The sequence below is a fragment of the Thermocaproicibacter melissae genome (genome assembly GCF_024498295.1).
Taxonomy (GTDB): Bacteria; Bacillota; Clostridia; order Oscillospirales; family Acutalibacteraceae; genus Thermocaproicibacter; species Thermocaproicibacter melissae.
The window spans coordinates 1,439,272-1,463,874 of record NZ_CP101827.1 but is presented as its reverse complement, the minus strand read 5'-3'; the positions used below and the strand labels follow the sequence as shown (position 1 = coordinate 1,463,874).

16 protein-coding genes are annotated in these 24,603 nt (G+C 51.5%); 12 read left to right on the top strand and 4 right to left on the bottom strand.

Going from position 1 to position 24,603, the window contains the following annotated elements:
- Positions 1–539 precede the first annotated feature (539 nt).
- The 4 genes from NOG13_RS07190 (at position 540) to NOG13_RS07175 (ending at position 5,718) form a co-directional block, all read left to right on the top strand.
- Positions 540–1,232 (top strand): iron-sulfur cluster assembly scaffold protein, encoded by a 693-nt coding sequence (locus NOG13_RS07190; RefSeq protein ID WP_283109894.1) that lies wholly within the window; start codon positions 540–542, stop codon positions 1,230–1,232.
- A 24-nt stretch (positions 1,233–1,256) separates the two neighbouring features.
- Positions 1,257–2,261: a GGGtGRT protein gene (locus NOG13_RS07185; protein ID WP_283109893.1), complete on the top strand. Its 1,005-nt coding sequence runs from the start codon at positions 1,257–1,259 to the stop codon at positions 2,259–2,261.
- Positions 2,262–2,513: 252 nt separating this feature from the next.
- The gene (locus NOG13_RS07180; RefSeq protein ID WP_283109892.1) at positions 2,514–4,394 is read left to right on the top strand and encodes a beta-L-arabinofuranosidase domain-containing protein; all 1,881 of its coding nucleotides are present in this window, start codon (positions 2,514–2,516) and stop codon (positions 4,392–4,394) included.
- A 1-nt stretch (position 4,395) separates the two neighbouring features.
- Entirely contained in the window at positions 4,396–5,718 is a 1,323-nt protein-coding gene (locus tag NOG13_RS07175) for a glycoside hydrolase family 27 protein (RefSeq protein ID WP_283109891.1), read from the top strand.
- A 175-nt stretch (positions 5,719–5,893) separates the two neighbouring features.
- Here NOG13_RS07175 and NOG13_RS07170 read toward each other — a convergent pair whose 3' ends face one another.
- A complete protein-coding gene (locus NOG13_RS07170; RefSeq protein ID WP_283109890.1) occupies positions 5,894–9,307 on the bottom strand; it encodes a hypothetical protein in 3,414 nt (1,137 codons plus the stop codon).
- An 18-nt stretch (positions 9,308–9,325) separates the two neighbouring features.
- On the bottom strand, positions 9,326–10,093 hold the full coding sequence (rlmB, locus tag NOG13_RS07165; RefSeq protein ID WP_283109889.1) for a 23S rRNA (guanosine(2251)-2'-O)-methyltransferase RlmB: 768 nt from the start codon (positions 10,091–10,093) through the stop codon (positions 9,326–9,328).
- Positions 10,094–10,384: 291 nt separating this feature from the next.
- Between rlmB and NOG13_RS07160 the strand changes: the two genes are divergently transcribed.
- The 4 genes from NOG13_RS07160 (at position 10,385) to NOG13_RS07145 (ending at position 15,431) form a co-directional block, all read left to right on the top strand.
- Positions 10,385–11,329: a DNA-3-methyladenine glycosylase family protein gene (locus tag NOG13_RS07160; RefSeq protein ID WP_283109888.1), complete on the top strand. Its 945-nt coding sequence runs from the start codon at positions 10,385–10,387 to the stop codon at positions 11,327–11,329.
- Between the two features lie 104 nt (positions 11,330–11,433).
- Positions 11,434–12,372: a class II fructose-1,6-bisphosphate aldolase gene (gene fba / locus NOG13_RS07155; RefSeq protein ID WP_283109887.1), complete on the top strand. Its 939-nt coding sequence runs from the start codon at positions 11,434–11,436 to the stop codon at positions 12,370–12,372.
- Between the two features lie 276 nt (positions 12,373–12,648).
- Positions 12,649–14,724 carry an elongation factor G gene (locus NOG13_RS07150; RefSeq protein ID WP_283109886.1) on the top strand — a complete coding sequence of 692 codons (2,076 nt, stop codon included), beginning with the start codon at positions 12,649–12,651 and terminating at the stop codon, positions 14,722–14,724.
- A gap of 74 nt (positions 14,725–14,798) precedes the next feature.
- Positions 14,799–15,431, top strand: coding sequence for a DUF4830 domain-containing protein (locus NOG13_RS07145; protein ID WP_283109885.1), 633 nt, complete (start codon positions 14,799–14,801; stop codon positions 15,429–15,431).
- A gap of 169 nt (positions 15,432–15,600) precedes the next feature.
- Here the strand turns inward: NOG13_RS07145 and NOG13_RS07140 are convergent, their stop codons facing one another.
- Positions 15,601–16,443 carry an aldo/keto reductase gene (locus NOG13_RS07140; protein ID WP_283109884.1) on the bottom strand — a complete coding sequence of 281 codons (843 nt, stop codon included), beginning with the start codon at positions 16,441–16,443 and terminating at the stop codon, positions 15,601–15,603.
- A gap of 267 nt (positions 16,444–16,710) precedes the next feature.
- Between NOG13_RS07140 and NOG13_RS07135 the strand changes: the two genes are divergently transcribed.
- From NOG13_RS07135 to malQ, 4 genes are all read left to right on the top strand, one after another.
- Entirely contained in the window at positions 16,711–17,208 is a 498-nt protein-coding gene (locus NOG13_RS07135) for a hypothetical protein (protein ID WP_283109883.1), read from the top strand.
- A 217-nt stretch (positions 17,209–17,425) separates the two neighbouring features.
- Positions 17,426–18,445, top strand: a complete 1,020-nt coding sequence (locus NOG13_RS07130) for a LacI family DNA-binding transcriptional regulator (RefSeq protein WP_283109882.1) — start codon at positions 17,426–17,428, stop codon at positions 18,443–18,445.
- A gap of 191 nt (positions 18,446–18,636) precedes the next feature.
- Positions 18,637–21,060, top strand: coding sequence for a glycogen/starch/alpha-glucan phosphorylase (locus NOG13_RS07125; protein ID WP_283109881.1), 2,424 nt, complete (start codon positions 18,637–18,639; stop codon positions 21,058–21,060).
- A 35-nt stretch (positions 21,061–21,095) separates the two neighbouring features.
- Entirely contained in the window at positions 21,096–22,607 is a 1,512-nt protein-coding gene (malQ, locus tag NOG13_RS07120) for a 4-alpha-glucanotransferase (RefSeq protein WP_283109880.1), read from the top strand.
- Between the two features lie 453 nt (positions 22,608–23,060).
- On the opposite strand, the gene NOG13_RS07115 is transcribed toward malQ, so the two are convergent.
- Complete coding sequence (locus NOG13_RS07115) at positions 23,061–24,482, bottom strand: IS1182 family transposase (RefSeq protein WP_283109454.1); 1,422 nt, start codon at positions 24,480–24,482, stop codon at positions 23,061–23,063.
- Between the last annotated feature and the right edge of the window lie 121 nt (positions 24,483–24,603).

Sequence of the window (24,603 nt, the reverse complement as noted above, 5' to 3'; positions counted from 1 at the left end):
TGTTGCTTAGAAAAAAAGTCGGCCTGCACAAATTAAAAAAAGTTGTCTAATAAAAATGACCGCGTTTTTTCAGGCGGCCGAAAAGTTAAACCGAAAGGAGAATATCCTTTGGGTCATGAGCTTTAATATTTTTATGTAAGGACAAAAAGAACGGCCGCGTAAAACGCGGCCGGCAAGGTCATAGGCAGTCAGTAAATTCCGCCAACTCTCTGAAAATACGTCGCCATAAAGGAGAGAATAGCGGCGCCAAAAACGATGCAGAGCACAATAATAATTGCATAAACAATCAGTGCGGCACGGCCAAAATTCTTTCGGTTCACATTGTGGCTGCCGAATCCCCAGACAAAGAACATCACGAGGTTGACAATAGGGATCAGCGAAAGCTTTATTTACTGATTCAACAAACAATAACAAAAAGATAAAGAAAATGCAGCATTTGGGAATCGTTAAAAGTTTGATTAGTATATTGATTCAAAAGGCTGAATCCGCTATAATGGAAAAAGTGTTTCGGGAAATCAAATACCGAAAGGAGTACCGATATGAATTATACCGCTGAAGTGGAAAAAATGTGTGTCGTCACAAAGGGCCCCAAACATGGCCCTGCCCCCATTCCGGAAGAAGGAAAATGGGTTAAAGCCTATGAAATCAAAGACATTTCCGGTCTGACCCACGGCGTGGGCTGGTGCGCTCCTCAGCAGGGTGCGTGCAAGCTGACCCTTAACGTGAAAGACGGTGTTGTGCAGGAAGCCCTCGTGGAAACAGTCGGCTGCTCCGGCATGACACATTCGGCAGCTATGGCCGCTGAAATTCTGCCGGGGAAGACGCTTCTTGAGTGCCTCAACACAGACCTCGTCTGCGATGCAATCAACGTTGCAATGCGCGAGCTGTTTAAGCAGATCGTTTACGGCCGCAGCCAGACTGCGTTCTCGGAAAACGGCCTGCCGATCGGCGCAGGACTGGAAGACCTCGGCAAGGGTCTGCGTTCTCAGGTTGGAACCATGTACAGCACCAATGCTAAGGGTGTCCGTTACCTCGAGATGACCGAAGGCTATGTTTTGAAGATGGCTCTCGATGAAAACAACGAGGTCATCGGCTACCAGTTCGTCCGCCTTGGCAAGATGATGGAAGATATCCGTCATGGCATGAGCCCGGATGAAGCTTTCAAGAAGAACATCGGCCAGTATGGTCGCTTTGACAACGCGGCAAAATACATTGATCCGCGTGAAGAATAAGGCTATATAAGGAGGACAAGCAAAATGGCTAATGATGTCATGTTTGAAGGTAAAGAAAGAAGAATGGCCAAAATCGAGAAATGTCTTGCCGAGTATGGCCTTGGAAGCCTCGAAGAGGCGCGCGATCTCTGCCTGTCCAAAGGTATTGACCCCGCTGCAATCGTCAGAGGCGTACAGAACATAGCGTTTGAAAACGCATGCTGGGCATACACTCTCGGTTGTGCAGTCGCCCTCAAGACCGGCGTGAAATCTGCTGCTGAGGCAGCTGAGAAAATCGGCATTGGCCTTGAAGCTTTCACAGTTCCCGGTTCCGTTGCGGAGCAGCGCAAAGTCGGCCTCGGCCACGGAAACCTCGGCGCAATGCTCCTCAGAGATGAAACAAAGTGCTTCTGCTTCCTCGCCGGTCACGAATCCTTCGCGGCTGCGGAAGGCGCAATCGGCATTGCCCGTTCGGCAAATTCTGCCCGTAAAGAGCCGCTGCGCGTAATCCTGAACGGTCTGGGCAAAGATGCAGCTTATATCATTTCCCGCATTAACGGCTTTACATACGTAAAGACGGAATTCGATTATTTTGCTGACAAACTCACCATCGTGGATGAACGCGCCTTCTCCACAGGCGAGCGCGCAGCAGTAAGATGCTACGGCGCAAACGATGTCCGCGAAGGTGTTGCAATCATGCAACATGAGGGTGTGGATGTTTCCATCACCGGTAACTCCACTAACCCGGTTCGCTTCCAGCACCTTGTTGCCGGCACCTACAAGAAGTGGGCACTTGAGAACGGAAAGAAGTACTTCTCCGTGGCTAGCGGCGGCGGCACCGGCCGTACCCTGCACCCGGACAACATGGGAGCCGGCCCGGCTTCTTACGGCCTGACCGATTCTCTCGGCCGTCTGCACGGCGATGCACAGTTCGCAGGTTCTTCCTCTGTTCCGGCGCACGTCGAAATGATGGGCCTTATCGGCATGGGCAACAACCCGATGGTCGGCGCAACGGTTGCCTGCGCAGTTGCAGTCTACAAAGCAATGTAATCTCATAGCGATTCTCTCAGTGCCTCGTTTCTCTGCAAGGAGAACCGGGGCACTTTTTTCGTGAAAATAAGAACAGTCTGCGCCTTTTTTGAATGAACGGTTTCATTCGGAAAAGGCGCAGATTTTTTTGTGTAGATTCATGTCAAATTGAACGATAAAATCCATTGACTTAAAAAGATTGTCTCTGTAAACTAGATTAAAGTGATATACAGCCTCACATTTGTGAAATATGAATGAATACAGGGGAGAAGTATGGAACCATTAGACATTCGGAATGTGCATCTTTTGGAAAACGAGCTTCTACGGAGAGAAGCGGAAAACCGCCGCTATCTGCTGAGCCTCGGCAACCGTGAGCTGCTGTTCAACTATCTCATGGAGGCAGGGAAGATTTCGATTCCGTATCTGCCGGACGATATTCTGGGAGGTTGGGAATCACCCACCTGCCAACTTCGGGGACATTTTCTTGGTCACTGGCTTTCTGCGGCCGCTTGGCAGATTTATGAAACCGGCGACGCAGAACTGAAGGCGAAGTCGGATGCAATCATCCGCGAGTTGGACGAGTGCCAGCAGAACAACGGCGGCCAGTGGGTGGGGCCGATTCCCGAAAAATACCTTGACTTGATTGCACGCGGCAAGCAGGTTTGGGCGCCGCAGTATACCTTGCACAAGCTGTTCATGGGGCTGATTGATCAGAACCGACTGGCCGGAAATGAGCTGGCCCTGAAAATCGCCGACCGCTTTGCCGACTGGTTTGATGCTTGGAGCGCAAAGTTCACGCGTGAGCAGTTCGATGATATTCTGGACGTGGAAACCGGCGGAATGTTGGAGGTTTGGGCGGATTTGCTGGACCTCACCGGAGAAGAAAAGTACCGCCGTCTGCTGAAGCGGTATTACCGCGGCAGGCTGTTTGAGCCGCTGTTGAGGGGAGAAGATCCGCTCACCAATATGCACGCAAATACCACCATTCCGGAGATTCTGGGATGTGCACGCGCGTGGGAAGTCACCGGAGAACAAAAGTGGCTCGATATAACGAAAGCGTATTGGAAATGTGCTGTCGATGACCGAGGCACCTTTGCCACGGGCGGACAGACGCAGGGAGAAATCTGGACTCCCAAAAACAAACTCAAGGCTCGCCTCGGCGACAAGAACCAGGAGCACTGCACGGTTTACAACATGATTCGCCTTGCGGATTTTCTCTTCCGCTGTGAGGGCGACCCGAAATACCTGCATTACATAGAACAAAACTTCCACAACGGCGTGGAAGCGCAGACATATTGGCAGGGAGACCCGCAGAACGGCCATCCCGGCAAAGGACTGCTTACCTATTTCCTTCCGCTGAAAGCGGGAATGCACAAAACATGGGCAGGCGAGAGGGACAGCTTCTTCTGCTGCCACGGCACCATGGTGCAGGCAAACGCAGCACTGGCCCGCGGACTGTATTATCAGGAGAGCGGCAGCCTGTGCGTTGCGCAGTATGCGGATTCCGACGCGGAATTCTTTGTGGATGGGGAAACCAAAGTCACTCTGCAGCTCAGGCGTGACGCGATGAACGGCAGCTGGCAGAAATCTTCGGTCAACAATGTTGCAAATTCCATCGCTGCCGTGCAGTCGGCGCCCGATAACCGTCCCGACTATGAGAAATTTGACCTGAAGTTTACCATGAAAACTTCGGCCGATTTTCGGCTTCTGCTTCGGGTGCCGAAGTGGATTCAGGCACCGGCGTCAATTTATTTGAACGGCAGCCTGATTGCCAAGACCGAGGACACCGCAAAACTGTTCCCAATTGACCGCACTTGGCAGGACGGCGACATTGTTACGGTTCTGTTCCCCATCGGGCTGCGTTTCGTGCCGCTTCCGGACGACCCGCAGACGGGCGCTTTCTGCTACGGGCCGGATGTCCTGGCGGGGATTACCGATGTGGAACGTGTTTTAACGCTGGAGCAGGATGACCCGACGGCGGAGCTATCGCCCGACACCGAGCGCCAGTGGGGGACATTCCTCACAAGATTTCGCACCGAAACACAGGACCCGGGTATCAACTTTATTCCGCTGAAAGAAATCGGATACCAGAATTACCAAGTGTATTTCCGAGTAAAAAAACCGAAACATGAAACAGAAAAGGGGAAAGAGTAATATGTTGAAACGCAAGTTCAGCGGCCCGCCGATGGGCTGGAACAGCTATGACTACTACAACACCAACGTGCTGGAATCCGAGGTGAAGGCAAACGCGGATTACATGGCCGAGCACCTCAAACAATACGGCTATGAATATGTCGTCGTAGACGAAGGCTGGTATATGTACGGCGGAGCCGAAAACCGAGAGACATATCATTACCCGCCCTTCGGGCATCTCAACATGGACGAATTCAGCCGCCTGATTCCATGCACGGAAAAATTCCCGAGTGCCGCAAACGGAGCGGGTTTTCGCCCGCTCGCGGACTATGTTCACTCGAAAGGGCTGAAATTCGGAATCCACATCATGCGCGGTATCCCGCGCGCAGCGGCGCACGAACACCGCCCGATTCGCTACAAGGGATTCACAGCGGCGGATATTGCCGACCCGTCTTCCATCTGCAAATGGAACCCGGATATGTACGGCGTGCGTGCCACCGAAGCCGGTCAGGCCTATTACGATTCCCTGCTGGAGCTGTATGCGCAGTGGGGCGTGGACTTCATCAAGTGCGACGATATCTGCAACACAAATATGTATGTCGATAACCCCTATTCCGCCGAAAAGGAGATTGAAATGCTCTCCAAGGCGGTGGAGCGCTGCGGGCGCGAGATCGTCCTCAGTCTGTCGCCCGGGCCGGCAGTCCTTGAGAAAGCTTGGCATTATGAGAAGTATGCCAATATGTGGCGCATCACGAACGATATTTGGGATGACTGGAAGCTCATTAAGGATATGTTTACCCGCTGCTCCCGCTGGCAGGAGCACGTCAGCGAAGGAAGCTACCCGGACTGCGATATGCTGCCGCTCGGAAAAATCGGCAGGATGTTCTTCTTCTTTGACGGGGAACGTTCTACCCGCCTGACGCCGGATGAGCAGAAATCAATGATGACGCTCTGGTGCATCTTCCGCTCGCCGCTGATGCTGGGTGCGGAGCTGACAAAGCTGGATTCCGAGACATTAAAGCTGATTACAAACCGCGAGGTTCTGGCGCTGGTGGGTGAGGACCATGTTTCCCGCCAAGTAGCGCTGAGTGACGACTATTCCGTATGGGCATCGCACAGCACAAAGGACGGAAGCATCGTTCTGGCGCTGTTTAACTTAGCGGATTCTGCTGCGACAGTATCTTGTGACCTGACGGAGGCTTACCATGCTTTGAAGCTGGAGGTGCCGGATAAAACCTCAGGGAAAGCGAAGGAACTCTGGAATCAGACTACCGTGGAATGGAAAGAGAACACCGTTTCAGCGGAACTTCCGGCACACGGATGCACACTTCTGCGGCTTCTGTAACGAAGGCTTGCTCTATTCTTACATACAAAAGCAGCTCCCGTGAAAACAGGAGCTGCTTTTTTGCGTCGATGGGATTATTCCATGTAGGTTAAACTGTCGTGCAGGTCGCCGCGTTGACAAGGCACCGCTGCCATTACCGTTGGATGCTTGGTGTCGAGACCACCTTTAAGATTGTTTATGGCTTGCGTATGCGCGGAATGAATACAACGGCCGCGGCCCAGAATAACTCAAACAGCAGCAGCGCGGTGGCGGAAAGCTGAGATAGGCTGCCGCATGCTGCGAAGAAAGCCGCAAGCGCAAAGCCGAGCACCGCGCCGGCGGTTTGCAGGGCGACACCCATTACAATGTTGGCGCGCTGGCGGATGCAAGCCGTCAACATGCGGAACATGGAAGATGCACGGCCCTTTGTGGCAAGGATTGCGGTTACACGGCTCTCCGGTGATTGTTTCCGCAGGGAGTCGTAGATTTTTCCGAGATGCTCGTTCAAAATGGTGACGGAGTGGATGCTCAGGCCAAAGCAGTCGGATATTAGTTCCGGTGTTATGTTCGGATCCAGCGTGCGGACAAGCAGGGAGATGCCGGTGTTTTCCAGGCGCCTCAGTTCGGCCGCGCGGCGGCGGTCGGAGCGATAAAATACGAGGAACATGGCGACCAGTTCTCCGCCGGAAGCAAGGTAAACGGGAACCTTCCCGCCTCGGCGGTACTTTTCCTCGTAGTCGTGGGACGGTGCCTCAATGCCATGCTTTTTCAGAAGCTCACCGTTGCCGACCAGAATGATGCGGTCATTTACCTTGCCGGAAATTCCGAGCCCTTCCTCATAGATTGGATGCTCGACATTCGGCAGAATGTCGCTGCGCGACTTCACGATTTGGCTGAACAGGTCACTCAGCGTTCCGCCGATTGCGGAGGTGAGTGCTGTGGCTTCCAGAATCGCTTCGTCGATACGCTGCCCCGCGAACGTCTGAATTCCGTTCAGCACGACGGTGCCGCGGGGGAACAGCTCTCCTGCGTCTACCAGCACCGAGTCTGTGCCGGTAAAGCGGTCGATTGCATCCCAGCCGACTGCCATTCCGCCGCAGCGGGAAGCAACCCGATTCAGGCGGGCAAGCGGAAGGTTGACGCTGAGCGTTGCTCCGAACGGCACGCTCAGGCAGCTGCCTACGGTAAATGCCGCAAACGCTGACGATGCACTCTTTGTCAGGAAAGCGGTCACAATCAACAGAATGATGCTGCCGATAAATCCGGCAGGCGCGAGAATCTGCGAAATATGGTCGCTCGGGTCGGAAGAGAAGGAGTGCTTGAGAAAATGGCGCAGGAACTTAACCTTCGACTGGTAGGCGATTTTCGGCCCGTCTGCGCCGTAGAATTTTGACATCTGAATTGCGGTGTTGTAATCGTCGTAAATCTGCACCGCGTATTTGTCCTCCGGCGAAGATACAAACCGGAAGTTGCGCAGGATTCGCCTCGCCATGCTGAGCTTGCCTGCAGCATTGAGGAACAATGCGAATCCCGCAAGAGCCGAATACAGACGGCTGCCGGCGGGGAACCCCGTAAACAGCAGGCTGACGTTGTGCGCCAAAGCGGTAAGCACGGCTACGGCGACGGCACTGTCGGAATTTGCCTGAAGTCGGAAGAGGCCGGAAAGACCATTCTGAATCGCCGGAATGCTGAAGGCGGCAGAGGCTGTGAGGAAAATCAACTCGATAATCAGAAAACTCTTTTCGGTGTATACGCTATGTAGCTGCGCCGGAAGCAGGGAAGAATGCTCCCAGGCGATGGAAAAACCGGTTAGGATAAGACTAAAGAAAAGTGTTACAAAAAAACGCAGAAACAGCCTGTGCACATTGGCACGAAGGTCGTTCAGAACCGATTCCGCATCAGCCGGGGAATTGTAGTCCTCCAGCTCATCACCGGAATCGTAAGAAGGACCTTCTGCCGGAGCAGGGTCCTCGTCACTGCCGAAAATGCGGAAGCGCCTTTTTTCTGGCTTTGGCCGCTCCATAACCGGAAATTCGCGGATATTTTCGCGAACCTCGTCGTTTTCTGTCTGCTCCGAAACAGCAGGCGACTCCGCGGAAACATCCTTTGCCGGATGGAACGGAATCGGCGCCGGAGCGTCTGGCTCTTTCGGTGCATAGAAATGCGCTTCGGCCTGAAGTGCGTCTTGGAACGTGCCGAGGTTAATCACATGGAGCGGAAGGTTGTCCGAACGGTAGCGCGGATATTCTCTGCGGAAAGGTTCCCGTTCGGCCGGCGGCAGCGGGGTTTCTTTCTTCTGCTGCGGTACGGAGACTGGCTCTTTCACAGGAGCCGGCGTTTCTTCCTGATCCGTTCGTTCGGTAGCGGCAGAAGAACTGTCAGCGCTGGAAGATGCTGCTCCTTCTGCGGCGATTTCTGCCGCCTCTCTTTGCGCAGATGCAGTTTCTTGTGCGAAAGCTGCGGTTTCTTCCGATGTCGTTTCCGGAGCGGCCGCAGCAAAATCTTCTTTGAGCGATGCCTCCGTATCTTTAGTACCTTCCGGTTCTTCGCGCAGAACAGCGGAGATTTTTTCCTCTACCGCTTCCGGTTTGGTCGGCGCAGAAGGCGGAGTTTCCTCTGAAGGCTTGTTCGACTCTGTGGAACTATTCGGCTTTTCTTCCGCGCGGGGCGGTATGATAACCGGGTCAACAGGCGGTTCCTGAACGGGCGGTTGCCTTTCCGGTTCCAGCGGCGGCCCCGGTTCTACCGAAGGAGGCACAGGCGGCCTTTCGGGAGTCGGCGGATGCGGCGGAGTCTCCGGAAATTCCGGTGCGATGCTGTCGAATACGTCGTCGTCCGTAAGACCGGCTTGCCGGAAAATTCGCTCAAGCCATTCCTGACGTTCGCTCGATTCGACTTGTGTTACGGGCTTGGCCTGCGATTTGGTTTCGGCCGATTCCACACGGACGTTTTTTTCCGGTTCGTCCGAAATCAAAATCTGCATCTTCTTTTCGGGGACAGAGACGCTCTGCTCAGTGGATTTCTGCGGTTCTGAGACAGCGGCCGCAGCCGGAGCTTCCGGCTCTTTTTCGGGTGTTGGTTTCGATTTCAGCTCCTCGGCCGGTTCAGAGACGGCTTCCGCCTGTTCCGGAGATTCATCGGAGCCATGCGGACCGGCTTCGTCTCCCCATAGCGCCTCGTTGATGGCGCGGCGTTTGCGCTCGTGAGCAGCTTCTGCTTCCCGAATAGGCTTTGTGTCAAGCCGGATGGTTTCTTCGTATTCTTTGCGGTATTCTTCGAGCGATTTTAGCTGAAGACCGTAGTAAATATCATCTTCGAGGTTGTAGTCGTCTTCCTCCTTCTTGCGATGAAAGAGAGACCATCTTCTTTTCTTGGGACGTTCTTCTTTTCTATCCTTATCCGTGGGATGTTCTTCAGCCGCTTCCATATGCAGTGCCTTTTTGGCATTATGAAAAATGGCATCTGCGGAAAAGGCCGCAGAATGCTTCTGCGGCTGTTTGTCGCTTTCTTCCGCAGCAGGTGACTTTTCGTCCGTATTTTGAATTTTGGCTTCTGCCAGAATTTCGTCGAGAGTGTAATCGCTTTTGGGTTCTTTCGTATCGTTACTCATTGCGACCCGCCCTTCGCTTTATTTTGCAGGAATACCTTTTCGCTGGCGCACAATTTCGTAGCAGATGATTCCGCATGCTACAGAGGCGTTCAGCGAGTTTATCTTGCCCATCATCGGCAGGGATATTACTAAGTCGGACTTTTCGCGAATCAGGCGGCTGACGCCGAAACCCTCGGAGCCGATTACAACTGCCACAGGTCCGGAAAAATCGGTTTGGCACCAGCTCTGACCATCCATATCTGCGGCGTAAACCCACACGCCGCGCTTTTTCAGATCTTCAATGGTGTCCGCAAGGTTCGTAACGCGGGCGACGGGAACATATTCCACGGCACCGGCGCTCGCTTTGCCCACGGATACTGTAAGGCCGACGCTGCGCCGCTTCGGAATGATGATTCCATGGGCGCCTGCACATTCCGCTACGCGCAGAATGGCGCCGAGGTTGTGGGGATCTTCGAGACCGTCGGCAAGAATGATGAACGGAGCTTCGCCGCGGCTTTCCGCAAGTGCGAAAATATCGTCAACGGTGGAATATCCTTTTGCGGCGGCCAGTGCGACCACACCCTGGTGAACCGCGCCACCGCTCAGGTGGTCGAGCTTTACAGGGTCGGCTTCCTTCACGACGATGCCGAGTTTTTTCGCTTTGGCAATCAGCATGGAAAGGCTGCCGGAGCGGTCTCCCCGCGCAACGATGAGGCTGTCCACCGGACGCCCGCTTTTCAGCGCTTCTGCCACTGCGTTGCGGCCTGCGATGATGCCTTCTGCGGGATTTTTTTCACTGTGCTCCATTGTATCGTAAAACTCCTTGTTTTTTGTATTTTCTACATTATAACATAAATTTAGCATGCTCAGAAGAGGGAATTCGGTTATTTTGCGATGGCTTTTTTTATGGTATTTAACCACACAGATTCAAACAGTCTTTGCACAGGCAAAAATTACCAAAACGGCGGATTTTATACCAGGCGTATTTGTACCGGTTTACATAATCCGTGGAAAACTAAGCGGATAACGGTGGAAAACTATGTGGAAAATGTGAATAAGTGCCCTTACAGCCTGTTCTGAAAAGTGGAATCGAAAAATGTGGATATAAAATTATGTAAACCAGACTTGAAATTTATTTTGATTACATTCCGTAATGACCGCTTGTTGCTGAACCGCACTTTTTGTGTTATGATGACGAAAATGGTCAAAACAGGCGGCGAAAAAGGTGAAAACGGCGTGAAATTTGAAACATTGAGTCAAACGCTCGACTGCGGCCAATCCTTCCGCTGGAAGCGGATGCCTGACGGAGCTTGGGAGGGAGTAGCCCGCGGAAGATATTTGCGCATCACAAAGGAAAATTTCAACAGGGTTCTGCACGATGAATTTTGGGCGCGGTATTTCGACATGGACCTCGATTATGAGAAAATCCGCGCGGAGTTCTGCACGATGGATCCGGTGCTCGCACAGGCGGCAGAATATGCGCCGGATATTCGTATCCTGAACCAAGATCCGTGGGAGACGCTTTGTTCGTTCATCCTCTCACAGTGCAACAATGTCGGGCGAATCAAGGGACTCGTGGAACGGCTCAGTGTCCGGTGGGGAAAACCCATGGAAGGCGGCCATTTTACCTTTCCGTCTCCGGAGGCGCTTGCCAAGGCCGGTGAAACCGAGCTGCGCGGCATCGGTTGCGGTTTTCGCGCCGCTTATGTCTCAGCTGCGGCACGGCGCGCGGCAGAGGGGAAAATCGATTGGGATGCGCTTCGCCGTTTGCCGCTGGATGAAGCGCGCCGAAAGCTGACGGAACTGCCCGGTGTAGGACCGAAGGTTGCGGACTGCACACTTCTTTACGGACTCCATCGCCTTGACGCTTTCCCCATGGATGTGTGGATGAAACGTGCGATGAAAACGCTCTTTCCCGGGAAGCGCGCCGAAGATTTCGGGCCGTACGCTGGAATCGCCCAGCAATATATTTTCCATTTCAGCCGCAATCATCCGGAAATGTTTCAAAATTTAGATAAACGTTACAAGAATAAACAAAAATAAACAAATTAAATTTTTAACAATCTGTCTTTATCTTTTCCCGTGAACGCGGTATAATAATTTAAGAATCTAAAAGAATCTAAATTGCAAGGTAGGAGTGACAGCCAATGTCGTTGGTCAATACGAAAGAACTATTCAAAAAGGCATACGAAGGCGGATATGCAATCGGTGCATTCAACATCAACAATATGGAAATTGTTCAGGGTGTTACCGATGCAGCTGCTGAACTGAAGGCACCGGTTATCCTTCAGGCTTCTGCAGGCGCGCGCAAATATGCAAGCCCCGCCTACCTCAAAAAGCTCGTTGAGGCTGCTGTTGTGGTGCATCCGGAAATTCCGATCGTTCTTCACTTGGATCACGGTGCATCTTTTGAAGTCTGCAAAGACTGCATTGATGACGGCTTTACTTCCGTCATGTTCGACGGTTCTTCACTGCCCTATGAAGAAAATGTTGCTGAAACCCGCAAGGTTGTAGAATATGCGCATAAATACGGTGTAACGGTTGAAGCTGAACTCGGCAGACTTGCCGGTATTGAAGACGCTGTTAACGTAGACGCAGACAAAGCTCAGTTTACCGACCCGAACGAAGTTCAGGATTTCGTAACCCGCACTGGCGTCGACTCCCTTGCAATTGCCATTGGTACAAGCCATGGCGCTTACAAATTTAAGCCGGGCCAGAAGCCGCGCCTCCGTTTCGACATTCTGAAAGAAGTTTCCGACCGCCTGCCGGGCTTCCCAATTGTTCTGCACGGCGCTTCTTCCGTTCCGCAGGAATATGTCAAGATGGTCAATGAGTTCGGCGGCAAGATGCCGGATGCAATCGGCATTCCGGAAGAAATGCTTCGTCAGGCTGCTACCATGGCTGTCTGCAAGATTAACATCGACTCTGACCTGCGCCTTGCCATGACAGGCAGCATTCGCAAACACCTGGTTGAGCATCCGGACCATTTCGATCCGCGCCAGTATCTGGGCGATGGCCGTGAGGCTGTGAAGGCACTTGTTGCCCATAAGATTACCGCGGTTCTCGGCTGCGCAGGCAAAGCTTAATTCCTTCAAAATCAGGCGGTGGGCATTTTGTCCGCCGCTTTTTTGTGTTCGAGCACTCTCCAAAACACAGGGGGGTGCTCTTTTTATTCCGAAAAAGCATGGTTCGGCAAAATCCATAAAATTACAATGCTAAAATTGGGTAACAAAAGGAAGAAAAGCGTAGCATGGGGCATTGCAAAAATTGTTAAATAAATCTATAATTATGCTAAATTAGGTTGAACATTCTGTGCTATTTTTCTAAATGATGATTCAACCCTTGAAAGGAGCTGCTTTTTAGTGAAACAATACGAGGCTAACAGAATCCTGAACATTGCACTCGCGGGGCACAGCGGTGCCGGCAAAACAAGCCTGACGGAGGCCATGCTGTATCTTTCCGGTGCAACCGACCGCCTGGGCAAAGTCGACGACGGAACCACGGTAAGTGATTTCGACCCTGAGGAGATTCGGCGTAAAACATCCGTTATGGCAGCAACGGCTCCTTTGGAGTGGAAGAATTACAAAATTAATCTGCTTGACGCTCCCGGCCTGTTCGATTTTGCGGGAGGACTTTGCGAAGCTGTGCGTGCGGCGGACTCCGTGCTGATTACGGTTTCTGGGAAAGACGGCGTCAACGTCGGAACGGAAAAAGCAGTGGCTGCCGCAGAGAAGCGTGGCCTTTCCAAGATTTTCTTCGTGAACGGCCTGTGCGAAGAAAGCGCAGATTTTTATAAAGTATTTGAGAACCTAAAGGCTTCGTTTGGCCCGTCCGTCTGCCCGGTCGTCGTTCCTTATATCCGCGACGGCAAGGCAAACATCTATGTGAATGTGCTGGAATATAAGGCCTATGAATATCGCGACGGCAAAGCCGTCAACGTGAAGATGCCGGACATGGGTACCCGTCTCGATGGCCTGCGTACGGCGATTTATGAAGCCGTCGCCGAAACAAGCGACGAGATGTTTGAAAAGTATTTCTCGGGCGAGCAATTTACTCCGGAGGAAGTGATTGTCGGCATCAGCAAGGGCGTTAAAGCAGGTACGGTTTCACCGGTTTTCTGCGGCGATGCGATGCTGCTGAACGGAATTGACCAACTCTTGGACGGCTTGACTTGGCTTGCACCTACCGCTGCCGATAAGTCAAGTGAAATCGGCGAGGATGAGAACGGCAACCCGGTTGAACTCAGCGCGGATCCGAACGCTCCGGCTGCTGCGCTTGTCTTTAAGACCGTAGCGGACCCGTTCATCGGCAAGCTATCCTACCTGAAGGTGTTTTCGGGAAAGGTTTCAGCGGACACGCAGCTTGTCAATATGCGCACCGGGGAGACGGAACGCATCGGCAAAACGGTTGTGATGCGCGGAAAGAAGCAGATTGACGTCCCCTACATCGGTGCGGGCGATATTGGCGTTGTGCCAAAGCTCCAGAGTGCAAAAACCGGCGACACGCTTTGTTCCTCCGCGCGGAAGGTGAAACTTGAGGGCGTTGATTATCCAAACCCGAACCTTTCCATGGCAGTTCTTCCAAAGAAAAAAGGCGAGGAGGACAAGGTCTCGCAGGGTATTGCCCGTCTTGAAGAAGAAGACCCGACCATCCATTTCCGCACCAACAGCGAAACGCATCAGATGATTCTATCCGGACTTGGCGAACAGCATCTGGATGTCATCACGGCGAAGCTCAAGAAGAAGTTCGGGGTGGAGGTTGTCCTCGAAAAGCCGCGCGTGGCCTACCGCGAGACGATTCGCAAGAAGGTCCAGATGCAGGGCAAATACAAGAAGCAAACCGGCGGGCACGGGCAGTACGGTGATGTATGGATTGAATTTGAACCATGCGACAGCGAAACGCTGGAATTCAGCGAACGCGTTGTGGGCGGCGCCGTTCCGAAGAATTTCTTCCCGGCTGTGGAAAAGGGCCTGCGTGAGAGTGTACAGTGCGGGCCGCTGGCAGGGTACCCGGTCGTCGGACTGCGTGCAACGCTGTATGACGGTTCCTACCATCCGGTGGATTCCTCCGAAATGTCGTTCAAAGTGGCGGCAAACTTGGCTTATAAAGCAGCCATGCCGCAGGCTTCCCCTGTTCTTTTGGAGCCGATCGGCCATTTGAAATGCACGGTTCCCGGCGCCAACATGGGAGACGTTATGGGCGAAATCAACAAGCGCCGCGGGCGCGTGCTGGGCATGGAGCCGGTCGATAAAGGAAACCAAGTTATCGAGGCGGAAGTGCCTGAGGCGGAGATGCATGACTTCAGCACTTTCCTGCGCCAGACGACGCAAGGCAGAGGGGATTTCACATTTGAGTTTGTACGGTATGAAGAAGCGCCGCAGCAGGTTGCTCAAAAAGTAATTGAAGAAGCCAAGGCAAGACAGGAATCGGAAGAGTAAAACAAAATATGTATTTTACCCGCCCCCTGAGCATATCTATACCACAGGAAAGAAATGTTTAGGGGGGCGGAGTCATGTTCGTACTATCCATCAAGCACAACCGCAAAAAGACGATTGCCATTGTTGCGGTTCTGCTGGCGGCTGTAACCGTCTCGATTGTTGCGGCTGCGCTTCACAATTCACCACCGCAGGCTGTCTGCTCCGGTAAAAAATATTCGCTGGCCGCTTCAACGAATGAAGAACGCGTTGCCTTTTTCAAGCAGTTCGGGTGGACGGTCAACAGCGAACCGATTGATTCCGGCGAAGTAACCATTCCGGAGAAATTCGACGATGTTTACATAGCCTATAATAATATTCAGAAAGAGCAGGGCCTTGACCTGCTGCCATACGCGGGCAAAACCGTTCAGCAGTGGATTTACTCTGTGACGAATTACTCGCAGCAGGAATCTATGCGCGCCACGATTCTTGTTTACAACGGCCGTGTCATCGGCGGCGACTTGAGCACCCCGCAGCTTGACGGGTTCATGACCGGCTTTGACGGACAGATTGACGACGGGAGCAACGGCTGTGTGGGAGAAGTTACTCCGGGGCGAGACAACACCGGTACGCTGAAGGGTACGACGTCTTCCCAGCCGACTTCTTCCGTGGAAGAAGCCAACCCGTCTGTATCTTCCAACATTCCGGCCAATGCATGGCCGACGGACTGATTCCCCGCCGAATGATTCCCGTAAAAAAGCACCCATTGAAAAGGAAATTCCTTTTCAATGGGTGTTTCTATATTTACGGTTAGCAAGTCTGACGGAAAATTGCGCTGTGTTTTTCCAAATCCAGCAGGATTATATTCTATATCGCCGCTGGGCGGGCAGATCCGCCGTCTCAGAATTCCTCGTGTACGAACGGGTCTTGACCTGTGGTTCTGCCATCCGGTCGCGTCAGCCGGCCGATTTGTTTCATCTCCTCATCTGTGAGGGTGAAATCGAAAATGTCCAGATTGGCGCGCTGATGTTCCAAGGACGACGCTTTCGGAATCGGAACTACGCCAAGCTGTGTGTGCCAACGAAGCACGACTTGGTGCGGCGTTTTGCCGTATTTCTGCGCTATGGCGAGAATGATAGGCTCCGAAAGGAATTTGCTTCCGCGCCCAAGCGGACTCCAGGATTCCGTGATGATGCCATGAGCGGCGTCAAAGGCGCGCAGCTCTTCCTGATTGAAATACGGGTGCAGCTCAATCTGGTTGACAGACGGTGTTACGCCGGTTTCCCGAATGATTCGTTCAAGATGCTCCGGCATAAAGTTGGAGACGCCGATAAAGCGAATATAGCCGCGCTTTTTCGCTTCAATCATGGCCTGCCATGCTTCCACATACAGGTTGGTTTTCGGGTTCGGCCAGTGGATGAGATATAGGTCGAAATAATCGAGACCCGTGCGGTAAAGCGACTCCTCAATACAGGCCAGCGCATCGGCGTAGCGGTGGAATCTTCCCGGAAGTTTTGATGTAACCAAAAGCTCGTCTCTGCGGACGCCGCTCTTGCGGATTGCTTTGCCCAAAGCACCTTCGTTTTCGTAATTGACAGCGGAATCGAGCAGGCGGTAGCCGAGCTTGATTGCGTCCTCAATGGCACGAGCGCCCTCTGCGCCTTTTAGTCGATAGGTACCGAAACCGATTGCCGGCATCTCTAAGCCGTCACCGGAGTATACGCTTGGAATCTTTTTCTCCATGAGTGAAAACCTCCCCTTTTCGTAAATTCCTATGGAAATTACGTCCTAAAAATTCTTACGATAACTGCCACCGTTATTATAGCATATTTTGCGGCAAAACAGTTCTGTTTCAAATATTTCTTTCAGCTTCGGGGAAGATTGGCAGCTCAGCGGAACCACCATGATTCGCCGAAACTTTCAGCGCTTGTTGACAAAAGCTTCATCACAGATTTATAATAATCACAGATTTATAATAATTCCAATTTGATATTAAAAGGAGAGCTTCTCATGAAGGCGAAGCGTTGTTTTGCCGCGGTAATGATGTGCGCTATCCTGTGCTTTGCGGCAGGATGTACGAACGCGGAATTTAAGGATTACGACAACATGACCGTTTTGGGAAATGAAAACAGGAACATCGGGTCCTATCAGCAGTTGATTTTTTCTGCGAGTGAAAGCAGCGACACACTCCTTTCCGTAAAAAAGCTGCACCTGAGCGGAATCGAAAAGATTATGCGTGCTGCTGCGTCGGAAGATGTGAAAGCCAGCCTGAAATGCACCTATGAATCCCTTGAGGGCTCGTTCAAGCTCGTTTATTCTTCAGACGGAAAGGCAACCATTTTGTTTGACAGCGATAAAAACAAGAGCGACGACATTGTGACGGTTACATTCCCGAAGGGAAGCGGCTTGATTCGACTGGTCGGAAAACCCGCCACCGTTGAGAAACTGACAGTAACTTGGGAGGACATCGACCGTTCCAAGCTGCATCTGACCGGCTGCGGGGATTAACCTGCACCGCATAAGCTATCCGTTATGAAGCCGGACAGAGAGAAAGAAAAGGAAAGGCGCCCGCAATGCGGGCGCCTTTTTGGAATAGCGAAAATGCGAAAATTCGAGATATGGGAGCATGCAGCGGCTTCCTTTATTGACGGGTACAATATCCTATGATACAATAAAAATATTATCGAAAAAATCGAAAATTTATGAAAATGCAGGTGTTAACAGCATGACCACGATTCGAGATATAGCGAAAAAACTGAATCTATCAGTCAGCACTGTTTCCAAGGGCCTGAACGGGGCAAGCGATGTCAGCGAAGAAACACGGCGGCTGGTGCTGGACACCGCGCTGAAAATGGGATACGCGCCTCGGCAGGCACGAGCAGTGGAGTCTTTGAAAATCTGCGTATTTATCGAAAATATGGGTTACGAACAGATTGAACAGTTCGGTTACGATATTATCGTAGGTTTCAAGCTTGCCGCAGCTGCGAAACAGTGGGATGTTTCTATTGTCCCGATGGCACTGAATCAGGAAAACAGCATCCAGTATGAGGAATATATGCGCGCAAACCATTATTCCGCAGGTTTTCTGCTTGGGTTTAAGCTGCATGACGATTTCCTCAGCCAGCTCGAAAAAACCACCGTGCCGACCGTTCTGCTCGATAATGTAATTTACAATAAAAATGTGGCCTGCCTTGGCGTGGACAACCAGCAGGGGATATTCCGCGCGGTGCAGCATTTGGCAGAGCTTGGGCATACCTCCATTGCCATGCTGAACGGTGAACCGCAGAGCCGCGTTTCGAGTGAACGCCTGAACGGTTTCCGGCTCGGTATGGAGCATTTCGGGCTGCCGATTCGGGAAGAACTAATCGGCCACGGCGATTTCACCGCGGACTGCGCGGCGAGATTCGTGGGCCGCTTTGTTGAAGCAGGTGCAACGGCAATTGTCTGCGCCAGCGATTTGATTGCACACGGTGTTCTGAGAGAGCTTTACCGCATGGGTCTGCGTGTGCCGCAGGACATCAGCGTGGTCGGTTTTGACGATATTCCCATTGCGGCTTATGCGACGCCTCCGCTTACTACCGTACATCAGGACAGGCTTGCAATCGGCAAAAACGCCTGCCTGCTGATGGAGCAGATTATGCAAGGAAACTGCATCAACCGCCTGCTTTTGATTCCGGAGCTTGTCATCCGCGAATCGACCGGGAAGCCTAGAAATGCCTCCCCGCATCATTTGCCTGGTCAATGATTTTAGAAGAAAAATGTTCGACTTTCGGAACCGGAAAAACCGTTGAATAGCGGCTCCTTTGCATAAAAACTGAATTAAAACAATTACCGTTTCACAAGCCCCTGTTTCGATAACAACGAAACAAGGGCTTGATATTATCGAAAATTTATGCTATTCTTTTCTCAAATAAAATGCAGGGGAGAGCCAGCATTATGTTTGACATTTTAAATCCTGAATTTACCGCGGAAATGAAACGAAAACTTTTGCTGAAATTTGGATGTACGCCGGAAACAGCTGCCCCACAGGAATTGCACGAGGCGTTTTCGGAATGCCTCATGGAGCAGATTGTGCCGCTCTGGAACGAAAGCAAAGAGCAATATTCACGAAAAAGGCAGGTTTATTACCTTTCTGCAGAATTCCTTGTAGGCCGTGCAATCTATAACAATCTTCTCGCTTTAGGCTTGACGGAGAAGGCGCGCGACCTTTTTCAGAAAATGGGCGCAGATCTGAACGCAATGGAAGAAGTGGAGGACGCCGCCCTCGGAAACGGAGGACTCGGCCGGCTGGCCGCCTGCTACATGGATTCGGCGGCGACGATGGGGCTGCCGGTTCAGGGTTACGGAATTCGATATCGTTTCGGACTGTTCCGCCAGAAGTTCGAAAACGGTTTTCAGTCTGAACAGGTGGACGATTGGACGAGGTACGGCGACCCGTGGTCGGTTCGCAGGGAGCGGGATGCCGTTGCCGTGAAATATTCGGACATGACCGTTCGTGCCGTTCCTTACGATATGCCGGTAATCGGTTACGGCGGCAAACATATCAATACGATTCGCCTTTGGCAAAGCGAACCGATCGTGCCGTTTGATTTCCGGAAATTCAACGACCAGCAATATGACGAGGCGGTCAAGAACCATAACCGTGCGGAAGATATCTCCCGTGTGCTGTACCCAAACGATACAACGGACGAGGGTAAAATCCTGCGCATTCGCCAGCAGTATTTCTTCTGCAGCGCTTCGATGCAGGACATTCTTCGCAGCTATACCGCAAAATACGGGAACGACTTCTCGAAAGTTGCCGAGCTTTGTGTGGTGCAGCTGAATGATACGCACCCCACGGTGGCAGTTTGCGAGCTGATACGTCTGATGGAAGAGCGCGGTGTCGATTTTGAAACGGCCTTCGGAATTGCCCGCAAGATTTTCCGGTACACAAATCACACGGTTATGGCGGAAGCGTTGGAAAAGTGGGATGAAGACCTGTATGCCTCCGTTTTACCGGAAATCTGCGAAATTATCGACAGAATAGCAGAATATCAGCAGAAGGAATTCACCGCACTTGGCGGAAAGTTCGCTGAAAATCTGGAATCCTGCGCCGTTGTAACAAAAGCGCTGGAGCAGGCAAAGCCGGGACAGGGCGAACAGGAAGAGACGTCCTGCAGGGAAAAGAGGACCATTCACATGGCGAACCTTGCTGTTTATGCTTCCGACGCGGTCAACGGTGTGGCAAAGCTGCATACGGAAATTCTGAAGGATAGCGTGCTGAAGCAATGGTATGAGCTTTACCCGGAGCGCTTCTTCAATGTTACAAACGGCATTACGCAGCGCCGCTGGCTGGCTCTGTGCAATCCGGAGCTTTCCGCTCTGATTACCCGCCTGCTGGGTTCAAAGGCGTGGATGACGAACCTTTTTGAGCTGGAGAAGCTGATTCCGTACGCCGATGACGAGAAGATTCTGAATGAATTTATTGCGATTAAGAAGCAGAAAAAACAGAAGCTTGCGGAATATATCACACGGCGGGAAGGCGTGCAGGTGCCCTCTGATTTTATTTTCGATATTCAGGCAAAGCGTCTGCACGAATATAAACGCCAGTTCCTGAATGCGCTTTCGATTCTGGACCTTTATTATGAAATTAAGGAAGGACAAATCAAGAATTTTACCCCGACGGTGTTCCTGTTTGGGGGAAAAGCAGCGCCGGGCTATGTCCGTGCACTAGGCATTATCAAACTGATTAACGAAATTGCGCGTTTGGTTGATTCCGACCCGGTTGTAAGGAAATATATGCGTGTTGTGTTCGTACAGAATTACGACGTTTCATACGCGGAAAAGTTGGTTTGCGCTGCTGATCTCTCCGAGCAGATTTCCACAGCGGGAACGGAGGCTTCCGGAACCGGCAATATGAAATTTATGCTGAACGGTGCGCCGACGGTTGGTACATACGACGGCGCCAATGTGGAAATCGTGCAGCAGTCCGGATTCGAAAACAACTACATATTCGGCGCCAGTGTTGACAAATTGAATTCCATCCGTGAGACATACGACCCGAACGAGATTTACCGGACCAACGCGCGTGTGCGCCGTGCGCTGGACGCTTTGGTTGACGGAACACTGGACGATGGCGGCACAGGCGTATTTCAGGAACTCTATGATTCGATTTTGGTGGGAGCAAGCTGGCACCGCCCAGACCAATATTTCCTGCTGTATGATTTTGAATCTTACCAGAACGCCCGGCTGCAAGCAAACCGTGATTACCGAAGCAGCCTTGATTTTGCACGCAAAGGATTCTTGAATATTGCAAACGCAGGATATTTTTCGAGTGACCGAAGCGTAGCAGATTATGCGAAAAATATCTGGAAGATTTGAAATTAAATATTTGTTGTATTGGAAAGGATAACACAATGCAATGCTCAAATAAGGAAAAAGTATTAACTGGCCGCGCAAGCGGAATCCTGCTGCCGATAAGCAGTATTCCTTCTCCATACGGAATCGGAAGTTTAGGGAAAGAATCGTTTGCGTTTATCGATTTTCTGAAAGATGCCGGCCAAAAGTACTGGCAGATTCTCCCCGTCGGTCCCACCGGATGCGGCGACAGCCCATACCAGAGCTTTTCTGCGTTCGCAGCAAATCCTTACTTCATTGACCCGGAACTGTTGGCGGAACAGGGGCTGTTAAAAAAAGAGGAGCTTGAGGAATTCCATTTCGGCGACAATCCGGAACGAATCGACTATAAAGCACTGTTTGACAACCGCTTCCGGATGCTTCGTCTGGCGGCTGACCGTTTTCCGGAGGAGGATCCCGATTTTCTGGCATTCCAAAAATCCAATGCCGACTGGCTGGAAGATTACGCGCTCTTTATGGCGCTCAAAGAAGAACACAACATGGTTTCGTTCCAGGAGTGGCCGGATGAACTTCGTCTTCGCAAGTTCTCCGCTCTGCGTTCCGCACGGGTTCGCCTGGCGAAGGAAATTCGCTTCTGGAAGATAACGCAGTATTTGTTCTTTTCACAGTGGCGTTCGCTCAAAGCTTACGCGCATAAGCAGGGAGTCTATATTATCGGCGACCTGCCGATTTATGTCTCGCCCGATTCGTCCGATTTGTGGGCGCACAGCGAACTGTTTCAAGTCGACGAGGACCAAAGACCGACGCACGTTGCCGGCTGCCCGCCGGATTCCTTTACAGCGGAAGGTCAGCTTTGGGGAAATCCGCTGTATGCGTGGGAGAGGCATGAGTCCACCGGATTCCGCTGGTGGATACAGCGCCTTGCCAGCGCAGCAGAAGTCTATGACGTGGTGCGAATTGACCATTTCCGCGGGTTTTCCGGTTATTACAGCGTTCCGGCAGGAAGCAAAAATGCGGTTCACGGCACATGGCGCAAAGGGCCGGGTATTGATTTTGTGACTGCGGTGAAGGAAAAGCTCCCGAACCTTTCGGTCATCGCAGAGGATTTGGGTTTCCTGACGGACGATGTTCGGGAGCTTTTGGCAAAAAGCGGTTTTCCGGGGATGAAAGTGCTTCAGTTTGCCTTTGACTCGCGGGAAGAAAGTGATTATCTGCCGCACAATTACGAGAAGAATTGCGTGGTCTACACCGGTACGCATGACAATACCACGACCGAGGATTGGAAGCTGACCGCCCGGCAAGAAGACGTTGCGTTTGCCCGCAAATATCTTGGCATTGGCCCGCAAGACGACCTTACTGGGGCTATGATTCGTGCGGCTCAGGCCTGTGTCGCTGACACTTGCATCATTCCAATGCAGGATTATCTTCGCCTTGGAGCCGAGGCACGCATGAATACACCGGGTACAGTCGGCGGAAACTGGCTCTGGCGTGTCCGGAAGGAATCCCTTACCCCGCAGCTTGCGGCCGAAATTCGCGAGCTTACGGAATTATACGGACGCACGAAACGGTAGCAGCCCCCAAAAAACAGATAATCTCTGAACTCCACAGGGATGCACAATGAGATTCAAACTCGTCATACCCGGAAGAGAACTTGTTTTACCGCTTTCATGAAAAAGAGGGTGCGCAAAAGCAGCACCCTCTTATATTTTTGATATTCCATGCAGTATGGTGTACCGTTTAAGTTCAACCTCCCCGAAAGCCTTTTCAAGCTGCGCTGCTTTGAAAAGGTATTTTCCCTTGTGGTGCGCTTTCAAGCCATTGAAACGCTGATTTGCCTGTACCTGGCAGGAGAATCTAGAGTATCTTTTTCCCTTTTACTTATGCCCGGAGGCACACACCACTATCGTAGTTTTCAGTTTGATAAGCCCCATCCTTTTTAAGAAATAGAACTGCAAGTAAAACACGCAGGCACCGTCTATAAGACGGTGCCTGCGTCAGATTGTCGAAGAACCCATCCAACGCGGTTAAACGAAGGATGGGTTCTCTTGATAATATGCAGGATAGGAAAATAAGCAAAGTAAAATCAATAAAAACCCGGAGGGATGGCCATCCCTCCATTTCCACATTGCCAGCTTTTTGAGATTCATGGCAGCAAACTTAAGCTTAACCCAATTCGTCACTTGAGTTAAGCCCCGGTAGAGCGTGTACCGCATCCCATATTTCACTTTTGCATCGGCGAAGACACGCTCAATGGTTTCTTTTCGTTTTTTGTAAAGCTCTTTGTATTTCGGTGTGTGCCTGATATCTTCCGCAAGCTCCACATAATCCTGCCACACATGCCGCGTTACGGTTTTCGTACAGCTTTTACTCTCGGTGCAGCGAGAACGGAATGGACATTTTTCGCAGATGTAACTCCGGCTTTTGTATTCCCGGTATCCCTCACGGTTGGTTGTTGCATAATGCAGAACCTGATATTCCGGGCAGATCACACAGTCATAATATTCGTCGTATACATACTTCCACCATTCCAGATTTCCTGCTTTGGTCATTGGCCGCTTGTATGCTGTGGAAAGTACCCGCCCGTCGTCAAACACCCGTTTACAGATATGCGGCGTTTTGTATGCGGCGTCCGCCACCACCGTTTCAATTTCAGGAAACCGTTGAGTCACTTTGCCATAGACCGCGTCAAATGCTACACTGTCATGTACGTTTCCCGGAGTCACCTCAACGTCAAGGACAAAATTGTGTTTGTCGCAGGCCGTATGTGCTTCGTAGGCAAAGCACTTCTTGTGTTCTCCCTTTTGGAACAACCCGCTTTCCGGGTCTGTTTTGGACACCATGATTTCTTTTTCCTTCGGCGGTTTCGGAGTACTGTCGAATGGCTTCTTCCCATGATCTTCCCGGTCAGCGTTAACCTCTTCCATTAATTCTGAGGCATATCGCTTTGCCGCCTGAGGAACTGCCTTTTTGATCTTTTTGTTGATGTTGGCGTTTGCTTTGATATGCGTCCCATCCACAAATACTGCTTCCGGCTCCAAATATCCGGCGTAATTTGCCTCCTGCAAAATCCACGAAAACACCTGCTCCACGGTTTCCTCTGTGAACCGGTGCTTAAAATTGTAACTCACAGTGGAGAAATGCGGCAGCTCCTCGTTCAGTGTATATCCCAGAAACCACCGATACGCGATATTCATATTGATTTCCTGCATCGTCCGGCGTAAAGAGGGAATTCCGTACAGATGCTGGATCAGAACAATCTTAAACAGGACGACCGGGTCCACACTAGGACGACCGTTGCCCTCACAATACAAATCTTCTACAAAATCATAAATATGGCTAAAATCTACCGCGCTGTCAATCTTTCGCAGCAGATGATTTCCCGGCACCAATAGGTCTGTATTCACAAATTCCACTGCATCTCTGCGTAGTTTTTCCCGTTCCAGCATCTTTCATCACCTGTCTATATTTTACCATTTTACAACGAAAAAGCCCAGCTTTCACTGGACTTTTTCGACAGGCTGACGCAGGCACCGTCTATAAGACGGTGCCTGCGTGTGAAACAAAATC

Excerpts from the sequence above, each read along its gene's own strand:
- NOG13_RS07190 (WP_283109894.1), top strand. The coding sequence starts at position 540 with ATGAATTATACCGCTGAAGTGGAAAAAATGTGTGTCGTCACAAAGGGC.
- NOG13_RS07185 (WP_283109893.1), top strand. The coding sequence starts at position 1,257 with ATGGCTAATGATGTCATGTTTGAAGGTAAAGAAAGAAGAATGGCCAAA.
- NOG13_RS07180 (WP_283109892.1), top strand. The coding sequence starts at position 2,514 with ATGGAACCATTAGACATTCGGAATGTGCATCTTTTGGAAAACGAGCTT.
- NOG13_RS07175 (WP_283109891.1), top strand. The coding sequence starts at position 4,396 with ATGTTGAAACGCAAGTTCAGCGGCCCGCCGATGGGCTGGAACAGCTAT.
- NOG13_RS07170 (WP_283109890.1), bottom strand. The coding sequence starts at position 9,307 with ATGAGTAACGATACGAAAGAACCCAAAAGCGATTACACTCTCGACGAA.
- rlmB (WP_283109889.1), bottom strand. The coding sequence starts at position 10,093 with ATGGAGCACAGTGAAAAAAATCCCGCAGAAGGCATCATCGCAGGCCGC.
- fba (WP_283109887.1), top strand. The coding sequence starts at position 11,434 with ATGTCGTTGGTCAATACGAAAGAACTATTCAAAAAGGCATACGAAGGC.
- NOG13_RS07145 (WP_283109885.1), top strand. The coding sequence starts at position 14,799 with ATGTTCGTACTATCCATCAAGCACAACCGCAAAAAGACGATTGCCATT.
- NOG13_RS07140 (WP_283109884.1), bottom strand. The coding sequence starts at position 16,443 with ATGGAGAAAAAGATTCCAAGCGTATACTCCGGTGACGGCTTAGAGATG.
- NOG13_RS07135 (WP_283109883.1), top strand. The coding sequence starts at position 16,711 with ATGAAGGCGAAGCGTTGTTTTGCCGCGGTAATGATGTGCGCTATCCTG.
- NOG13_RS07130 (WP_283109882.1), top strand. The coding sequence starts at position 17,426 with ATGACCACGATTCGAGATATAGCGAAAAAACTGAATCTATCAGTCAGC.
- NOG13_RS07125 (WP_283109881.1), top strand. The coding sequence starts at position 18,637 with ATGTTTGACATTTTAAATCCTGAATTTACCGCGGAAATGAAACGAAAA.
- malQ (WP_283109880.1), top strand. The coding sequence starts at position 21,096 with ATGCAATGCTCAAATAAGGAAAAAGTATTAACTGGCCGCGCAAGCGGA.
- NOG13_RS07115 (WP_283109454.1), bottom strand. The coding sequence starts at position 24,482 with ATGCTGGAACGGGAAAAACTACGCAGAGATGCAGTGGAATTTGTGAAT.